This is a genomic window from Actinomycetota bacterium, from assembly GCA_040881665.1.
Taxonomy (GTDB): domain Bacteria; phylum Actinomycetota; class UBA4738; order UBA4738; family HRBIN12; genus JBBDWR01.
Map to the genome: position 1 here is coordinate 356860 of JBBECT010000005.1, position 15993 is coordinate 372852.

Annotated in this window: 14 protein-coding genes; 3 read left to right on the forward strand and 11 right to left on the reverse strand. The window is 67.9% G+C overall.

What is annotated here, in order from left to right:
- Positions 1 to 18: 18 nt before the first annotated feature.
- Complete coding sequence (locus WEF05_07445) at positions 19 to 1476, reverse strand: hypothetical protein (protein MEX1101717.1); 1458 nt, start codon at positions 1474 to 1476, stop codon at positions 19 to 21.
- Between the two features lie 144 nt (positions 1477 to 1620).
- Positions 1621 to 3474: a S8 family peptidase gene (locus WEF05_07450; GenBank protein MEX1101718.1), complete on the reverse strand. Its 1854-nt coding sequence runs from the start codon at positions 3472 to 3474 to the stop codon at positions 1621 to 1623.
- 306 nt (positions 3475 to 3780) lie between these two features.
- Here WEF05_07450 and WEF05_07455 point away from each other — a divergent pair, with 306 nt between their 5' ends.
- The 3 genes from WEF05_07455 to WEF05_07465 all read left to right on the forward strand — a co-directional run bounded on the left by WEF05_07455 (position 3781) and on the right by WEF05_07465 (position 6513).
- On the forward strand, positions 3781 to 5301 hold the full coding sequence (locus WEF05_07455) for an anthranilate synthase component I family protein (protein ID MEX1101719.1): 1521 nt from the start codon (positions 3781 to 3783) through the stop codon (positions 5299 to 5301).
- Positions 5298 to 5864, forward strand: a complete 567-nt coding sequence (locus WEF05_07460) for an aminodeoxychorismate/anthranilate synthase component II (protein MEX1101720.1) — start codon at positions 5298 to 5300, stop codon at positions 5862 to 5864. Before WEF05_07455 ends, WEF05_07460 begins: the two co-directional genes overlap by 4 nt.
- Positions 5865 to 5946: 82 nt before the next feature.
- Positions 5947 to 6513 carry a TIGR03086 family metal-binding protein gene (locus tag WEF05_07465; protein ID MEX1101721.1) on the forward strand — a complete coding sequence of 189 codons (567 nt, stop codon included), beginning with the start codon at positions 5947 to 5949 and terminating at the stop codon, positions 6511 to 6513.
- 13 nt (positions 6514 to 6526) lie between these two features.
- Here the strand turns inward: WEF05_07465 and ispG are convergent, their stop codons facing one another.
- The 9 genes from ispG to pyrH all read right to left on the reverse strand — a co-directional run bounded on the left by ispG (position 6527) and on the right by pyrH (position 15987).
- Entirely contained in the window at positions 6527 to 7621 is a 1095-nt protein-coding gene (gene ispG, locus WEF05_07470) for a flavodoxin-dependent (E)-4-hydroxy-3-methylbut-2-enyl-diphosphate synthase (protein MEX1101722.1), read from the reverse strand.
- Positions 7622 to 7684: 63 nt separating this feature from the next.
- Entirely contained in the window at positions 7685 to 8137 is a 453-nt protein-coding gene (locus tag WEF05_07475) for a secondary thiamine-phosphate synthase enzyme YjbQ (GenBank protein ID MEX1101723.1), read from the reverse strand.
- Positions 8134 to 9582, reverse strand: a complete 1449-nt coding sequence (locus WEF05_07480; GenBank protein ID MEX1101724.1) for a HAMP domain-containing sensor histidine kinase — start codon at positions 9580 to 9582, stop codon at positions 8134 to 8136. Before WEF05_07480 ends, WEF05_07475 begins: the two co-directional genes overlap by 4 nt.
- A gap of 3 nt (positions 9583 to 9585) precedes the next feature.
- Positions 9586 to 10284 carry a response regulator transcription factor gene (locus tag WEF05_07485; protein ID MEX1101725.1) on the reverse strand — a complete coding sequence of 233 codons (699 nt, stop codon included), beginning with the start codon at positions 10282 to 10284 and terminating at the stop codon, positions 9586 to 9588.
- Between the two features lie 92 nt (positions 10285 to 10376).
- A complete protein-coding gene (locus WEF05_07490; protein MEX1101726.1) occupies positions 10377 to 11525 on the reverse strand; it encodes a site-2 protease family protein in 1149 nt (382 codons plus the stop codon).
- A gap of 3 nt (positions 11526 to 11528) precedes the next feature.
- The gene (gene dxr, locus WEF05_07495; GenBank protein ID MEX1101727.1) at positions 11529 to 12683 is read right to left on the reverse strand and encodes a 1-deoxy-D-xylulose-5-phosphate reductoisomerase; all 1155 of its coding nucleotides are present in this window, start codon (positions 12681 to 12683) and stop codon (positions 11529 to 11531) included.
- Between the two features lie 225 nt (positions 12684 to 12908).
- Entirely contained in the window at positions 12909 to 14660 is a 1752-nt protein-coding gene (locus tag WEF05_07500) for a phosphatidate cytidylyltransferase (GenBank protein MEX1101728.1), read from the reverse strand.
- On the reverse strand, positions 14657 to 15181 hold the full coding sequence (frr, locus tag WEF05_07505; protein ID MEX1101729.1) for a ribosome recycling factor: 525 nt from the start codon (positions 15179 to 15181) through the stop codon (positions 14657 to 14659). Before frr ends, WEF05_07500 begins: the two co-directional genes overlap by 4 nt.
- Positions 15182 to 15216: 35 nt before the next feature.
- Entirely contained in the window at positions 15217 to 15987 is a 771-nt protein-coding gene (gene pyrH, locus WEF05_07510) for a UMP kinase (protein MEX1101730.1), read from the reverse strand.
- Positions 15988 to 15993: the final 6 nt, after the last annotated feature.

The following is a 15993-nucleotide window of genomic DNA, read 5'->3' on the forward strand; positions in this document are numbered from 1 at the left end:
GCGAGGGAGCGGAGCAGATCAGGCGGGATCGAGCACGTCGAGCCACTGGTGCCACAGCGCCGTGGCGCCACCGCCGTCGGAGATCGCGAACTGGTTGGCGACCGCGACCCTCGATGGGGCCGATGGGTCGCGGTTCGCCGCGTTCGATCCGCCCCACGGATCCGGGCCCTGCCCCGCCTGGTACCGGGCCTCCCCCGCCCGAAGCAGCGTGGTCCCGTCCACCACGCCGCCGACGACGTCGGTCGCGTACGCGGACAGGAACTGCCCGCCTCCGAGCACGCCGGCACGGCTGTGGGTGATGACGATCGTTCCCGAAGCCGTCGTCGCGACGGCGGGCCACGCGAGATCCCTGTCCTCGACGAACAGGGAGCCTTGACCCGACACCGCCGACGAGGTGAGGTCCGGCTCGGGCCGCAGCTGGTACCAGCGGATCGCCGACTCCACGTACGAGGCGTCCCCGGCGGCGCGCGCGACCGCGTGTGCGGTGCTGATGCGGTTCGTGTCGACGTCGAACCAGGAGGGACCGAGCCGCAGGTCGCCGGTATCCCAGAACGTGTCGGGATCGCCGATCCCGCCATCGCGCTGCGTCCCGTACGGCGCGACCGATGCCGACGGCACCTTGCGGGAGACACGGGCGAGCTTGTAGCCCCCAGCCGTCTTGCGGATCCGCCACAGGACGAGCCGATCGCCCCGAGCGGTTCCCTGGAACGAGACGAGGTACTGCACGTTCGGCGAGGTTCCTCCGACCGTCTGCACCGGTTGCAGCCCCACGCCGCGCTCGCGGTTCGGGTCGCGGGTCTTCTCGTTGGCGAACACCTTCGGGGCGAGCTTGCCGCACGACCCGTAGAGCTGGCCCTTCGCGAACGAGAGGACCTGCGCGTAGTGGAACTTCGTTCCCTTCATGCCGCGCTGGTCGGTCGCGACCGTGACCCGGTCGCCGGTGAACCCGAGCGCGGGTGCGGCGGGCCGCTGCTCGCCGTCGTTCTTCGTTTGATCGCCGGCGACGCGCCGAACGCACCATGCATCCGGATCGTCGGCATCGGCGTCCCGAACCGTGGCAAGGACGATCCACGACCGGGTCGGCTTCGACGCCTTGTCCTGCCCGACGAACGCGAGCACGAACCGATCAGCGTAGGCGTCGTAGACGACGCGCGGTGACGACTCCACCGCACCTGCGGGGAGGGCGCCCTCGAAGACCCGGAGCCGGACCGGCCATCCGGGCCGAACAGCGCCCCCGCCCGCGGGGAACACGCCGATGTGGGCGTTGACCGCCGACACGAACCAACTCTGCCCCAGTGCCCCGGTGCTCCATGCGGGTGTGGCTTCGAGACGGTCGTCAACACCGAGGAAACCCCCCTCAGAGACCGGCACGCGCTGGATCGACGGGTCGGTCGAGTCGAGCGTCGCCTCGAGCCGGGGCGCGAGTTTGGCCTCGATCAACGATCCGGGCGAGCCCGAGACTCCAGCGGAGGCCACCCCGGCCGTCCACAGGAGACAGGTGGCGAGTGAAGAGGCAAGGACGGAACGAAGCAGGCGGATAGCGTCAACCCTTCTGGAACGGCGATCAAGGGGAGCTCGAACCTGAGCGCCATCGACCCTACCGCAGCGCTGCCGCGGGGATCAGACCTTCACGACCTTCATCGTGTAGTTGCCGTTGCTGAAGTACGACGTCGCATGGAAGTAGTGCACGCCCGCGTACTTGGCTTTGAATCGGACCGTCTCGTCCTTCCCATTGCCCTTGAAGGACCCACCACGGAACTGCGGACAGGCTCCCCCCGTGTAGCAGCCCATCGTGAACTGCCACGTGTCCTTCACGGCCTTGGTCCAGACGACCAGATCGAAGTCCTTGCCGGGGGGGACAGCCAGTCTCGCCTCGTAGGTAGCTCCCTTCCGCAGCCGCTTCTTGAAGAAGTCATTGACGTCGGCGGGCCAGGCCAAGCTTCCGTTCTTCGACTTCGTGATCCCGTTCGCTTCCGTCGGGAAGCCGTCGCTGTCGGGGGTCGCGTTCTCCGTCGTCGCCGTCAGGGCGGAGTTCGCGTCGCTCCGTCCCTGGCTTGCCGTGAGGTCACCCCCGACCGCCCCGGCGTCCGTCTGGAGCTGGAGGGAGCTCGGTTGGTCGACACCGCGCATGAGTGCGTTGACGGTCTGAAGGGGCGAGAGGGAGGGGCGGTGCGCTCGAACGAGCCCGGCGATCCCGGCGATGTGCGGGGTGGCCATCGAGGTCCCGCTGAGGAACCCGTACGCGTTGTTCGCAACACTCATCGTGCTGTAGACGTTCGTCCCCGGGGCGGCGATGTCGACCGAGGTCCTTCCCCAGTTCGAGAACGTCGAGTAGCGGTCGCGATTGTCGCTGGACGCCACGGCGATGATCCCCGGCACGTTGTAGCTCGCCGGGTACGAGGGAGAGATCCCGCCCGTCGAAGTACTCTGCGAATTCATGTCGTTGTCGAGCGCATCGTTGCCGGCGGCGAACGCGAACAGTACGCCTTGGTTGGCAGCCTGCATGATCGCGGCCCGCTCGGCCTTCGACCACACCGGGCCGCCGAAACTCCCGTTCACGATCGTGGCGCCCTCCTCCAGGGCGTAGCTGAAGCCCTCGACGATCTCACCTGTCGACAGGTTCGAACGCAGCGACATGATCCGGCAGTTGGGACAGGCTCCCGCGACACCCAGACCGTTGTCGAATTCCGCGCCGATCGTTCCTGCGACGTGCGTCCCGTGCGCGGGACAGCCGTTCTGGTCGCACTGCCCGTTGACCTGGTTCGGGCTTCCCCCCGTCGTCAGATTCACGCCGTGGATGTCGTCGACGTAACCGTTCCCGTCGTTGTCGAGGCCGTCGACCACTTCGTCGGGGTTCGCCCACAGCTTGTCCGCCAGGTCCTCGTGTGCGAGCCGCGTTCCCGTGTCGAGGACCGCGACGATCACGCCGTTCGCGATGCTTGATCCACCCAGCGATGTGTCCCAGGCCGTCGTCGCATCGACGTCGGCGCCGTTCGTTCCGGCGATCCCGCCGACCGTCTGCCCCGTGTTGCGCAGACCCCAAAGGTCGCCGAAGTCCGTGTCGTTCGGAACGATCTGCGGGTAGCGCCGAAGACCCTGCTCGGCGAATTTCACCCGCGGATCGCGCTCGTAGCTGCGGATGACCGCATCGACCGAGACCCCGGACCGGACCTTCAGGACGTCCATCTCGAGGTTGGGAAGACGATCATCGACCACCACGCCCGTCGAGCGGTGAAGCCCGTCAAGGTCTCGGCCGCGAACGCCCTCTGCCCACCGCACGATCACTTCGTCCTCAACGAGGACGTTCGAGGGCAGCGAACCTGTACCGGGAACGACCTTGCGGGGCTGGCCCTCCACGGTTCCCTGATCGACGGCTGCCGCAGGCGAGGCGAGCATTGCTCCCGCTACAACCAGCGCGGCAGCGGTCGCGTTGCCCACTGCACGGCGAACAGCGCTGGGGGGCTGTGCGGGCATCTGAGGTTCCTTCCGTTGCGGCGCCGGGCCACGGGTAGCTCGGCGGGACCGGCCAAGACTGCCAATCCGTGCCTGAGGCGTCTATCGGTCATCTGGGGATGATTGACGCCGATGGGGCCTACCTGGCACGATGCAGGCACGATGATCGTCCGCACGGAGAGCTGGGTCTGGCGTCGGGGCTCCACGAGCCCGGTTCCGACGCGCGCCTGATCCCCCGCTCCACCAGCGACGACGCGACGGCCCCGGGCGACGAGCCCGGGGCTCTTGCATTTCCGAGCACCTGACGTATCCGAGGAGGATCGACCGGTGGACCAGCAGCTGCAGATCCGACCAGACCGAAGCGAGTTCGACGCCCTCGCCGCCGAGTGGCCGCTCGTCCCGGTGTGGACCGAGCTGCTCGCCGACGTGTCCACCCCCGTCGGGTTGTTCGAGGCGCTGGCGGCCGACGGTCCGGGCATCCTGCTGGAGAGCGTCGAGCGCTCCGAGCGCTGGGGGCGGTTCTCGTTCGTCGCCGGGGAGCCTGCAGCGCTGATCGTCGCCGACGCCGACGGTGTTCGGGTCGAAGACCGCGTTCGCGAGCTCCGCCTCCAACCTCCCGCCCCGGGAACCGATCCGCGCGCGGCGTTGCGATCGGTAGCGGAACAGCTCCGCGGTCCGCGGATCCCCGACCTCCCGGCCCTGACCGGGGGGCTGATGGGCGTGCTCTCGTACGAGGCCGCGTTCCTGCTCGACGGACATCCGTTCCCCACAGGCACGTCCGGCGAGCAACTCGTCGCGGCTCCGATCACGCTGCAGGTGATCGACCGTGCAGTGGTGTTCGATCATTGGAGGCAGCGGCTGCTGCTCGTGGCGCACGTGCCGAGCGGCGGCTACGACGGGGCGCTCGAGGCCTTGGGCGATCTCGCCCGGAAGGTCGTGGAGGCACGCCCTCCTGCGCCCGAACCGATCGGCGACGGGGCGGCCGCGGACGCATCCGCCGGCGACCCGAACATGACCGACCAGCGGTTCCGCGACATCGTCGCCGACTTCAAGGAGCACATCCTCGCCGGCGACATCTTTCAGGGCGTTCCCTCGCGCCGTGTCGCGTTCGCCGCGCCGGACGGGGGATTCCCCATCTATCGTCGCCTGCGCGTCAGCAACCCCTCCCCGTACATGTTCTTCGTGCGCCAGCCGGGCATCGAGCTGGCGGGGTCCTCCCCCGAGCCGCTCGTTCGCGTGGAGGGCAGGCGCGTGACGAGCCGCCCGATCGCCGGCACGTACGCGCGGGGCGCGAACGAGGACGAGGATCGCGCGCTCGCCGATCGCCTGCTCGCCGATCCGAAGGAACGCGCCGAGCACGCGATGCTCGTCGACCTCGCTCGGAACGACATCGGTCGCGTGTGCGCGCCCGGAACGGTGGAACCCACCGAGCTGATGGTCGTCGAACGCTTCTCGCGGGTGATGCACATCGTCAGCACGGTCGAGGGTGACCTCGCCGAAGGGTTCCACCCGCTGGACGCGCTCGCCGTCACTTTTCCGGCGGGAACGGTGACGGGCGCACCGAAGCGACGAGCGATGGAGCTGATCGCCGACGCGGAGCCGACAGCACGGGGTCCCTATGCAGGTGCGGTCGGATACCTGACGTTCGCCGGGGACCTCGACTTCTGCATCACGATCCGTACCGCCGTGATCGCGGACGGGATCGCGACGGTACAGAGTGGCTGCGGTGTGGTCGCCGACTCCGACCCGGAGGCCGAACTGCGGGAAACCAAGGCCAAAGCCGCGGGGCTGATGCCCGCCGTCGCGGGACGAACCGGCACCACCGAACCCACGGGAGCCAGCCGATGATCCTCGTCGTCGATCACTACGACTCGTTCGTCTACAACCTCGTCCAGCTGATCGAGAAGATCGGCGAGGCGACCGAAGTCGTCCGCAGCGACGCGGAGCCGGCCGAGGCCCTCGTCGCTCGCCGCCCGGATGCCGTCGTGCTCTCCCCCGGTCCCGGTCGCCCCGAGGCCGCGGGCTGCATGACCGATCTCCTCGCGATCCTGCCCGCAGAGACCCCCGTGCTCGGGGTATGCCTCGGCCACCAGGCGTTGGGGATCGCGACCGGTGGGAGGGTCGATCGCGCGGCGCCCGTGCACGGGAAGGCGTCGAAGGTCTTCCATGAGGGCGCCGGGATCCTGGCCGGGGTACCGAGCCCGTTCGAGGCGGCCCGCTATCACTCCCTCGTGGTCCTGCGGGACGAGCTGCCCGACGAGCTGGAGCTCACCGCGTGGACCGATGACGGCCTCGTGATGGCGACCCAGCACCGAGAGCTGCCACGGTTCGGGGTCCAGTTCCACCCCGAGAGTATCCTGACGCCCGACGGCCCGACGATCGTTGAGAACTTCCTGCGCCTGACCCGTTGACGACGCCGGCTTGCACGTGCGCGGCTCGCCGGGCGATGCTGGGACTCCCGGCAGCGAACGATCACCATCAGGGGGTTCCGACATGGCCGATATTCCCGACCTGTACCGCCGCGCGAGCGATCACTTCGGAGCGCTCGTGCACACGATCCGCGACGACCAATGGGGCGCGCCCACGCCCTGCACGGAATGGAACGTCCGCGACCTCGTGAACCACGTCACCGCCGAGGATCGCTGGGTCGTTCCCCTCTTGGTCGGCCGCACCGTCGCGGAGGTGGGTGATGCCTACGACGGGGATGTACTCGGTGAGGATCCGGTCGCCGCATGGGACCAGGCCGTCGCCGCCGCTCAGACGCAGTTCTCCGCGAGCGGCGCGATGACCCGGCCCGTGCACCTGTCCGGGGGCGAGACTCCCGCCGAGCAGTACGCGTTCGAGATGACGGCAGACCACACGATCCATGCCTGGGACCTGGCACGTGGCATCGGCGCGGACGAGACGCTCCCGCCCGAGCTCGTGGCATTCGTGACCGAGCGTCTGATGCCGCAGATCAAGGCGTGGCGCGACGGCGGGGCGTTCGTCGCCGCCGTTCCGGTTCCCGACGACGCAGACGCCCAGACGAGACTGTTGGCCGAGACGGGGCGCCAGGTCTAGAGACCCTCCGGGATCACTGCTCTTCGCCGGCGCCCTCACGTTCCGCGGCGATCCGCTTGGCCTCGGCGATCAAGCGCGGAACGAACTCCGTCTCGGGGATCTTGTCCTTGACCTCGCCGCCGACGATCAGGAACCCCTGCCCCTTGCCGGCGGCGATACCGAGATCGGCCTCACGGGCCTCACCGGGACCGTTCACGACACACCCCATCACCGCGACGCGGATCGGGACCTTGAGGCCCTCGCGCTCGAGGGCCTCGTTCACCTGCTTCGTCAACCCGAGCACGTCGACCTCGGCTCGACCGCAGCTTGGGCACGCGACGAGGTCGAGTCCGCGCTTGCGGAGTCCGAGCGACTGGAGGATCGTCATGCCGACCTTGACCTCCTCGACCGGGTCGTCGGTGAGCGAGACACGGATCGTGTCGCCGATCCCCTCGGCCAACAGGGTGCCGATCCCCACAGCCGACTTCACGCCGCCGGTTGGCATCGGTCCCGCTTCGGTGACGCCGAGGTGCAGCGGGTAGTCGCACTTCTCCGCGAGCATGCGGTAGGCCTCGATCATCACGAGGGGGTTCGAGTGCTTCACGGAGATCTTGATGTCGAAGAAGTCCTCGTCCTCGAGGACCCGAGCCTCGTTCAGCGCCGACTCTGTCAGGGCCTCGGGGGTGGGGGCACCGTACTTGGTGAGCAGATCGGATTCGAGTGATCCCGCGTTCACGCCGATCCGGATCGGCACCCCGCGCTGCTTGGCCTCACGCGCGATCAGGCGCACCTTGTCCTGGTACTTGATGTTCCCGGGGTTGATCCGCAGTCCCTGGATCCCGGCTTCGAGGGCAGCCATCGCGTACTTCCACTGGAAGTGGATATCGGCCACTACCGGGATCGTGGACTTCGCCGCGATCGCGGTCAGCGCCTCGGCGTCCTCCCAGTGGGGAACGGCGACGCGCACGATCTCGCACCCGGTCGCCACCAGCGCGGCGATCTGCTGCAGGGTCGCGTTGATGTCGGCTGTCTTCGTCGTCGTCATCGACTGCACGCGCACAGGCGCGTCGCCGCCGATCTCGACATCGCCGATCCGTATCGTCCGGGTCGTCCGGCGTGGGGCCAGCATCGGTCTCCGTCCAGTCTACGTGCGGGCGTGCTCTCGCCTTCTGGACCCGGGGCGGGGTCGCGATCACTCGCCGAACACGTGGAACATGATCTGGCGATCCTTCGGATCGTCCATCTCGAACAAGATCAGACGCTGCCACCGTCCCAACCCCGGCTCCCCCGACACGACCGGGATCGCGTGGGAGGTCGCCGACAGCAGCATCGACTTCACGTGGGAATGACCGTTCGCGCGCTCGTGGGATTCCTGCAGGTTCTGCGTGCGGCGCTCGAGATCATCGTGTGCGTAGTAGTGATCTTCGTCGGGAACAAGATCGCGCATCCGGGCGCGGAAGTCCTGCATCGCGCCGTCCTCCCACTCGTTGATCAGCAGGGCGCAGGTGGTGTGCGCACAGAACGCTATCGCGGCGCCGTCGGTCACCCCGGAATCCTTGATCGCTCGCTCCAGGTCCTCGGTCAGGTCCAGGAACGCGTACCGTTCCGGTGGCGTTACCTCCATCGTGATCGTGCGGGCGGTCACGCATCCCTCCTTGCTCGTGGCTTCACCTGGGGGCCGACCCTGCCGTCGGCGTCGTTCGTCCTGCCGTTCGTCACATCCGGGGTTCCGGACCGATCGGACTCCGCGCGGGGAGCGGCGGCGGGAAGCTCGAACACGAAGTCGCTGCCCCGGCCGGGGCGACTCTCTGCCCAGATCCGCCCTCCGTGCGCCTCCACAACCGACCGTGCGATCGCGAGCCCGATCCCCGTGCCTCCCTCGTCCCGAGAACGGGCCGAGTCTACGCGGTAGAAGCGCTCGAACACGCGAGGGAGGTGCTCGGCCGGGATCCCCACGCCGGTATCGGCCACGCGCACCTGCACCACACCGCCATGGCCCTCGGCGGTCACCGTCACGCTGCCTCCCGGTGCGGTGAATCGGACGGCGTTGTCGAGCAGGTTGAACACCACCTGGGCGACCCGCTCCCGATCCGCGATCAGCGGCGGCAGGTCGTCCCCGATCCCGTTCGTGACGTTAACGTTCCGATCTCCACGCGCGACGTCAATCTCGGAGATGACCTGGTCGACGAGGGGCGGCAGCGGCAGGCGACCACGGCGCAGGGGCACATCTCCCGACTCGAGCCGTGAGAGGTCCAAGAGCTGCTCGACGAGCCGACCGAGCCGCTCGGCTTGACCGAGCATCACCTGGAGGGTCTTCGGATCGGGTTGTTCGACGCCGTCGAGCAGGTTCTCCAGGTGCGCGCGCATCGCGGCGATCGGCGTCTTCAATTCGTGCGCGGCGTTCGCGACGAGATCACGGCGCTGAAGTTCGACGCTCTCGAGATCGGCCGCCATGAGGTTGAAGGCCTGGGCCAGCCGTCCGACCTCATCCCGCGACGTCGTCGTCACACGCTGGCCGTACTCTCCCTTCGCCATCAGGCTCGCGGCCGCCGCCATGTCGCGGAGCGGCTGCGTCATCCCGCGTGCGAGCCAGCGAGAGAAGACGAGCGCGATACCGGCTGCGATCGCTCCCGCGGCGAGCAACTGCCACCGATAGTCGCGGAGGAACCGAGCCGTCTTCGCGAACCCGCCGACCCATCCGCGAGGCGGTGCGTCACGGTACGCGTAGATCGTCGCGATCTGCTTCCCCTCGATGACCTTGGGTACCGCGGCGTAGACGATCGTGTCGTTCACACCCCAATGGCTGCGCCCGTCGAAGAACTCGGGAGGGAGCTCGGTGGGAGCCGTTCCTTCGAAGTAGCCGTCGGCGTTGAGGTACAGGGTGGTCACACCTGACGGCGGGTTGCGCAGCTGCGCGGAGGCGGCTCGGTTCGCGGTCGCCATCAACTTCAGGTAGTCGGCCTCGGTCTGGGAGTTCCGCAAAGCCCACGCGAAGAGCACGTAGATCACCGCGAGCGTGACGACCACCGCGAACACGATCGTCGAGCCCAGCTTGGCGCGGATCGACCCGAGCCGCTGGAGGAACCGCACGCGCTAGCTCCCGTCCTGGAACGCGTAGCCCACGCCGTGGACCGTGCGGATGAACCTGGGTTCGTTGCCGTCCTCGTCGAGCTTGCGCCGGATCCGGGCGACGTGTGAGTCGACGACCCTCCCACCCGCGTAGTCGCGGTACCCCCAGACCTTGTCCATCAGGTCCTCACGGCTGAACACGACGCCGGGCTCGGTCGCCAGGGTCGCCAGGATCTCGAACTCCAGAGGGGTGAGGCCGACCTCCTCGCCGTCCAGCAAGGTGCGGCGGCGCTGCGGGTCGATCACGAGCCCATCGTGCTCGACCGGGCCCGAGGTCTTCGCCGTGCGGATGTTGTCCATCCGCCGGAGGATCGCCTTCACCCGAACGGCGAGTTCACGCAGACTGAACGGCTTGGTGAGGTAGTCGTCGGCGCCGGCCGCGAAGCCCGCCACCTTGTCGGTCTCGTCGGTCCGCGCCGTCAGCATCAGCACGGGCGTCCAGCCGTCACGCTGGATCTCGCGGCACACCTCGAGTCCGTCCATCCCCGGGAGCATCAGGTCGAGCACCACGAGATCCGGGTGGTGTTCGCCGTGGAGGCGGATCGCCTCGGGTCCGTCGAAGGCAACCTGGACGCTGTAGCCCTCGGACTCGAGCCGCAGACGAACCGCCTCGGCGATCGCCTCCTCGTCGTCGACCACCAGCACGGATCGTTGTTCGCTCATACGCCCCATCGTAGCGGGGACGGCGTAGCGGAGCGCCGACGGCGGTGTGGAGAAATCGTGGTTCGGGTGCTCTGAGCAGCGCCGTCGGTGCGTCAGGGACCGAGCTGCAACGGCTTGGTGATGTCGACGAGCACCGCCGCGGAAGTGAACAGAACGAAGAAGGTCAGCACGACCGCGGCGATCGGCACGAGGCGCCGGACGTCCACCCGCTTGCCCCGGATCTTCTCGATCACGAGCACGGCGAGGTGCCCTCCGTCGAACGGCGGCAGCGGCAGGAGGTTCAGCAGACCCACGAAGATGTTGATCCCCCCGAAGAGGAACAGCAGCTGGAAGAACCGTCCTCCCTGCGAAAGCTCTCCTGCGGCACCCGCGAGACCGACCGCACTTGCGGGATCTGTGATCTCACGCTCGGCATCCGTGAAGACGAGCTCGTACATCCGGCCGATCCCTTGGGGTCCGAAGATCCGTCCCGCCTCCCCGACCGAGGCGGAGATGCTCGTCCACACCATGCGGCCGCCCTCGACGATGGAGCCCGGGAAACCGATCGGTTCGGGATCGGTGCCGCTGAGCACAACGCCGATCCTCGGAACGGACTCCCCCTCCACCTCCGCAAGGACCGGATCGGCTGTGACACTGAGCGAGCGACCGTTGCGCTCCAGCTCGAGGTGAAGGGTTTCCCCCTGATTCGACCGGACATAGTCGGTGAACGCATCCGGTGACGGATCGATGAGCACGGGGTTGTCGCCGGCCTGTACTCGCACCACCCGATCGCCGACCTCGATCCCTGCGTCGGTCGCAGGCGACGACACGCCGTCAAGCGTCGGCTCGACCCGACTGAACGTTACTGACTCGGTCGGCAACAACCCGCCGGCGAACGTCAGCGCGATCGCGAAGAAGATGAAGGCGATCACGAAGTGGGTGAACGGTCCGGCCGCGATCACGACGGCACGTTGCCACATCGGCCTCTCGTAGTAGGTGCGGGAATGGTCGGGATCGGTCGTCGGGACCGGCCGGAAGGGATCCATGCCGGCGATCTTCACGTAGCCGCCCGCGGGGATCGCCTTGATGCCGTATTCGGTCTCGCCGCGACGTGTCGACCAGAGCTTCGGGCCGAAGCCGACGAAGTACTCCTCGACCTTGAATCCGAACAGCTTCGCGAAGCCGAAGTGGGCAGCCTCGTGAATCAGGATCACGAGGAGCAGCATCACGATGAAGGCGGTGACGCCCACGGCCGTGCTCATGGGTTAGTTCTCCTCGAGCAGTTCGGAAGCACGTTTGCGCGCCCACGTGTCGGCCCGCTCGAGGTTGACGATCGACACGACCGAGGGCGCCTCGTGTTCGTCCACCACGGTCTGGACGACCTCGACGATCCGCGTGAGCGGGATCTTCCCCTCGAGGAAGGCCATGACGGCGACCTCGTTGGCCGCATTCATTACGGCAGGGAACGTCTGCCCGAGCTGCCCCACCCGGTAGGCAAGATCGAGCGCCGGGAACGCCTCCCGGTCGACGGGTTCGAACGTGAGGCTCGAGTCAACGATCGGAACCGAGTCGATACCGGTCGGCAGGCGCTCGGGCCAGCCGAGCGCGAGCTGGATCGGCAGGCGCATGTCCGGCGAGGCGATCTGCGCGGTCATCCCTCCGTCTCGGAACTCAGCCATCGCGTGGACGAGCCCTTCCGGGTGCACGACCACGTGGATCGAGGAGTACTCCAGGTCGAACAGGTAGTGCGCCTCGATCACCTCGAGTCCCTTGTTCATCAGGGTCGCCGAGTCGATCGTGATCTTCGGACCCATCTGCCACACCGGATGGGCCAGGGCCTCCTTGACCGAGGCCCGCGTCAGCTCGCTTCGTGTCCACCCTCGGAACGGACCGCCTGAGCCCGTGAGGATCACCCGCTTGAGGTCCTCGCGACGTTCACCCCGAAGGCACAGAGCGAGCGCGGCATGCTCGGAGTCCACGGGGATCAGACGCTCCGGCTCGCCCTTGATCAGATCCTTCACGAGCTCCCCACCCACGACCAGGCTCTCCTTGTTCGCGAGAGCGAGCGTCTTGCCGCTCTGCAACGAGGCCATCGTGGGACCGAGTCCGGCGGAGCCGACCAGCGCGTTCAGCACCATGTCGGCTTCGGTGTCTCGCGCCAGTCGCTCGGCGGCGTCAGGTCCGACGAGGAGCTCGACCCCCTTGATCCCTTCGAGCTTCTCCTTGAGGTCGACCGATGCCGTCTCGTCGGCGATCGCGATGAAGGGCGGCAGGAACTCGCGGATCTGTCCGATCAGCAGCTCGTGGTTGGTTCCCGCCGACAACCCGACGACCTTGAACCGATCCGGATTGCGACGCACGACATCGAGCGCTTGGGTTCCGACGGAACCGGTGGAACCGAGGATGATCAGCGAGCGCATCGTCACCTAGGGTACCCCGGCTCCGTGACAAGTCGAGGAAACGACACCGCGTTCCCGACCCGCCGGGACGGTCCGACCGCCCCGCACCGGGTTCCCACTCCTGGTTCGCAGTATCGGGGCCTCCGGACGTGACAGCGATACCCGGCGTTGGGTACGCGTGCGAATCCCCAGGTCACGGCCCCGGAAGGTTTCGGGCAGAGGCCCGGATGAGCCGGAACCCGCTGGTCAGAGGAAGATCCGGAAGTACAGGAACGCCGCTGGTGCCACGAACAGCAGCGAGTCGATCCGGTCGAGCACGCCACCGTGTCCGGGGAGGATGCTTCCCATGTCCTTCACATCGAGGTCTCGCTTCATCAGCGATTCCGCGAGATCGCCGAGAGGCGCGAAGATCGCGACCACGATCGCGAGTCCGATCGAACGCTGGATCGTGTCGAGCGGATCGACGAGTGAGGAGAGGATCCCGGCCGCCACGATCAGGGTGAGCGTTGCCGCGATCGCGCCCTCCCAGGACTTCTTCGGACTGATCGATTGCGCGAGCGGGCGGCTTCCCCACACCGAACCGAAGGCGAACGCCGCCGTGTCGTAGATGAACGTCAGCGCGATCACCGAGATCATCAGAGCACGCCCGTCGAGCGCGTCCAGCGACAACGTGATCAGGGCGTAGCCGGCAAGCAGGGAGACGTAGACGACCGGCAACATCGTCGAGCCGATCGCAACCACGAGGTGCTTGCGGTGCGCGGGCGGGATCGTCATGTACCACAGGAAGGTGGCGATCGTTCCGAGCGCGAGCATCGCGAGCATCGCCGGCTCGCCGTGGAAATAGCCGGCGGCGAGGACGAGCGCACCGGTGACCAACCCGACGATCGTGGCGGGCTGCAGGTGGCGCTTCTGCATCACCGCGTACAGCTCGCCCTGGGCGAGCAGCACGAGAGCCGATGCGACGAGCGCGAAGACACCGCGCCCGATCGCGAGGCTCAACAGGGCGATGGCGACCAGGACCACGCCCGTGAGGAACGCGGCCGGCATGTCGCGCCCTCCGCGTCCGCTCTCTTCGACGCCGCCGACCTCGACGGAGGTCGGCTCTTGCCAGCTGGGACCCTCTCCGCCGACGACCACCGGGTCGGACCCCTCGCCCTCGTCGAGGTCGGCGAGGAGTGATCGCTCTACCTCGGTTTCGGCCGCGAACGGCCGGTCCGTGTCGTAGGGCTCGCCCACCACGGTCTCTGTCTCGTAGACCTCGACCTGCTCGGCCTCGGTCCCCTGCTGGGTGGGCATCTCCTCGGTCAGGTAGGGCTCGAGTGCGGGCTCATCCGTCGCCGGAAGATCGCCGAGCCCGTCACCGGGTCCGGGGGCCGGCGGTTCCTCTCCCGTTTCCGCACGCACCGACGTCGCGAAGTGCTCGGCGGCCGCCTCGACGTCGGGGCCTTCGGCTACCGGTTCGACCGGGGCGGCATCGACCGGCTCGACGACGTCGACGATGTCGGTTTCGTCCACCACCTCGACCTCGGCCTCGGCCGGGAACGGCCACCCGGCCGCATCTGAGGCACCACCCAGCTCGCCGGTGGGCTCTTCGAACAGGTCGCCGGTCGATCCCTCGACCGACACGCCGGGATCGGGCTCGGCGCTCGGCTGGCCGATCGGCCGGACCCGGATGCCTTCGACGACGCTCGATCCATCGTCCGCGGGCTCATCCCCGGCGGCGCGTTCGGAGAAGGGCGCGTCCGCTCCCTCCTCGACCTCCGCGTAGATGTCGACCTGCCGTTCGGGACGGCCCGCCGGATCCACGGGCTCATCCGGCGCGGCGAAGGGATCCTCGTCGTCGGTCGTGGGTTCGTCCGCGGACGCGGGAGTCTGGGTCGGCGGAGCCGCCGCGGGAACCGCGTCGTCGTGCTCCGGCCACTCAACGTCCTGGATCGGTGCGAAGAACTTGTCCAGGTCTTCGAACAGCTCGTCCTTGTCCTGGTCGCGATCCGTCACGCGATCTCCTTGAGTTCCTGCTCCTTGTGAGCGAGGACTTCGTCGATCTCGGCGACATGCTGGTCGGTGAGCTTCTGGAGCTCCTTCTCGGCACGCTTCAACTCATCCTCCGAGATGGTCCCCTCACGTTCAAGCTTTTCGAGCTTCTCCTTGTCGTGCCTGCGCACGTTGCGCACGGCCACCTTCCCGTCTTCCGCGAGGCCGTGCACGACCTTCACGAGCTCAGCGCGTCGCTCCTCGGTGAGTGGAGGGATCGTGAGGCGGATCACCACGCCGTCGTTCTGCGGCGTGATCCCCAGGTCGCTGGCCTGGATCGCCTTCTCGATCGACGCTATCGCGTTGCGGTCGAACGGTTGGATCACCAACGAACGGCTCTCCTGAACCGAGATCCCGGCGAGTTGCTGAAGCGGCGTCTGCGCTCCGTAGTAATCGATGGTAACGCGGTTGAGCAGACTCGCGTTCGCGCGCCCCGTTCGCACGCCGCCCATCTCGTCCTTCAGGTGCGTCACCGCCTTCGCCATCTTGCCCTTCGCCTCGGCCAGCGCGCCCTGGATCGTCACGATGCCGGCGCCCCGTGCACGAGGGTTCCGATCGGCTCGCCCGACAGCGCACGTCGGATATTCCCCTCTTCGCGGAAGTCGAACACGATGATCGGCAGATCGTTCTCCATGCACAGCGAGATCGCGGTCGCGTCCATGACCTGGTAGCCCTCGCGGAGCACATCGAGGTACTCGATCGTCTCGAACTTGCGGGCAGTGGCGTCCTTGTGGGGATCCGCGGTGTAGACGCCGTCCACCTTCGTTCCCTTCAGGATCGCCTGCGCCTTGATCTCGAGCGCGCGCTGGGCGGCCGTGGTGTCGGTCGAGAAGAACGGCGCCCCCAGGCCGGCGGCGAAGATTACGATCCTGCCCTTCTCAAGGTGCCGCGTCGCCCTGAGCGGAACGTAGGGCTCGGCGATCTGCGCCATCTGGATCGCGGTCTGCACACGCGTCGTGACGTGGATCTTCTCGAGAGCGTCCTGAAGGGCGAGGGCGTTCATCACGGTGGCGAGCATCCCCATGTAGTCGGCGCGTCCCCGGTCCATCCCGGCGGCGTCGCGTCCGCGGAAGATGTTGCCGCCGCCGACGACGACGGCCGTCTGAACACCGAGATCCACCACCTCAGCCAACTGGCGCGCGAGCAGCGCGGTCGCCTCGGTGGAGATGCCGTGCTCATCATCGGGGGGGGAGAACGCCTCCCCGGAGAGCTTGAGCAGCACCCGGTGGTAGATAGGCCGCTCAGCGCGCGGAGACGCTGTCGGCTCGATCTGCGGCGCCCCCTCGCTCATCTCGCC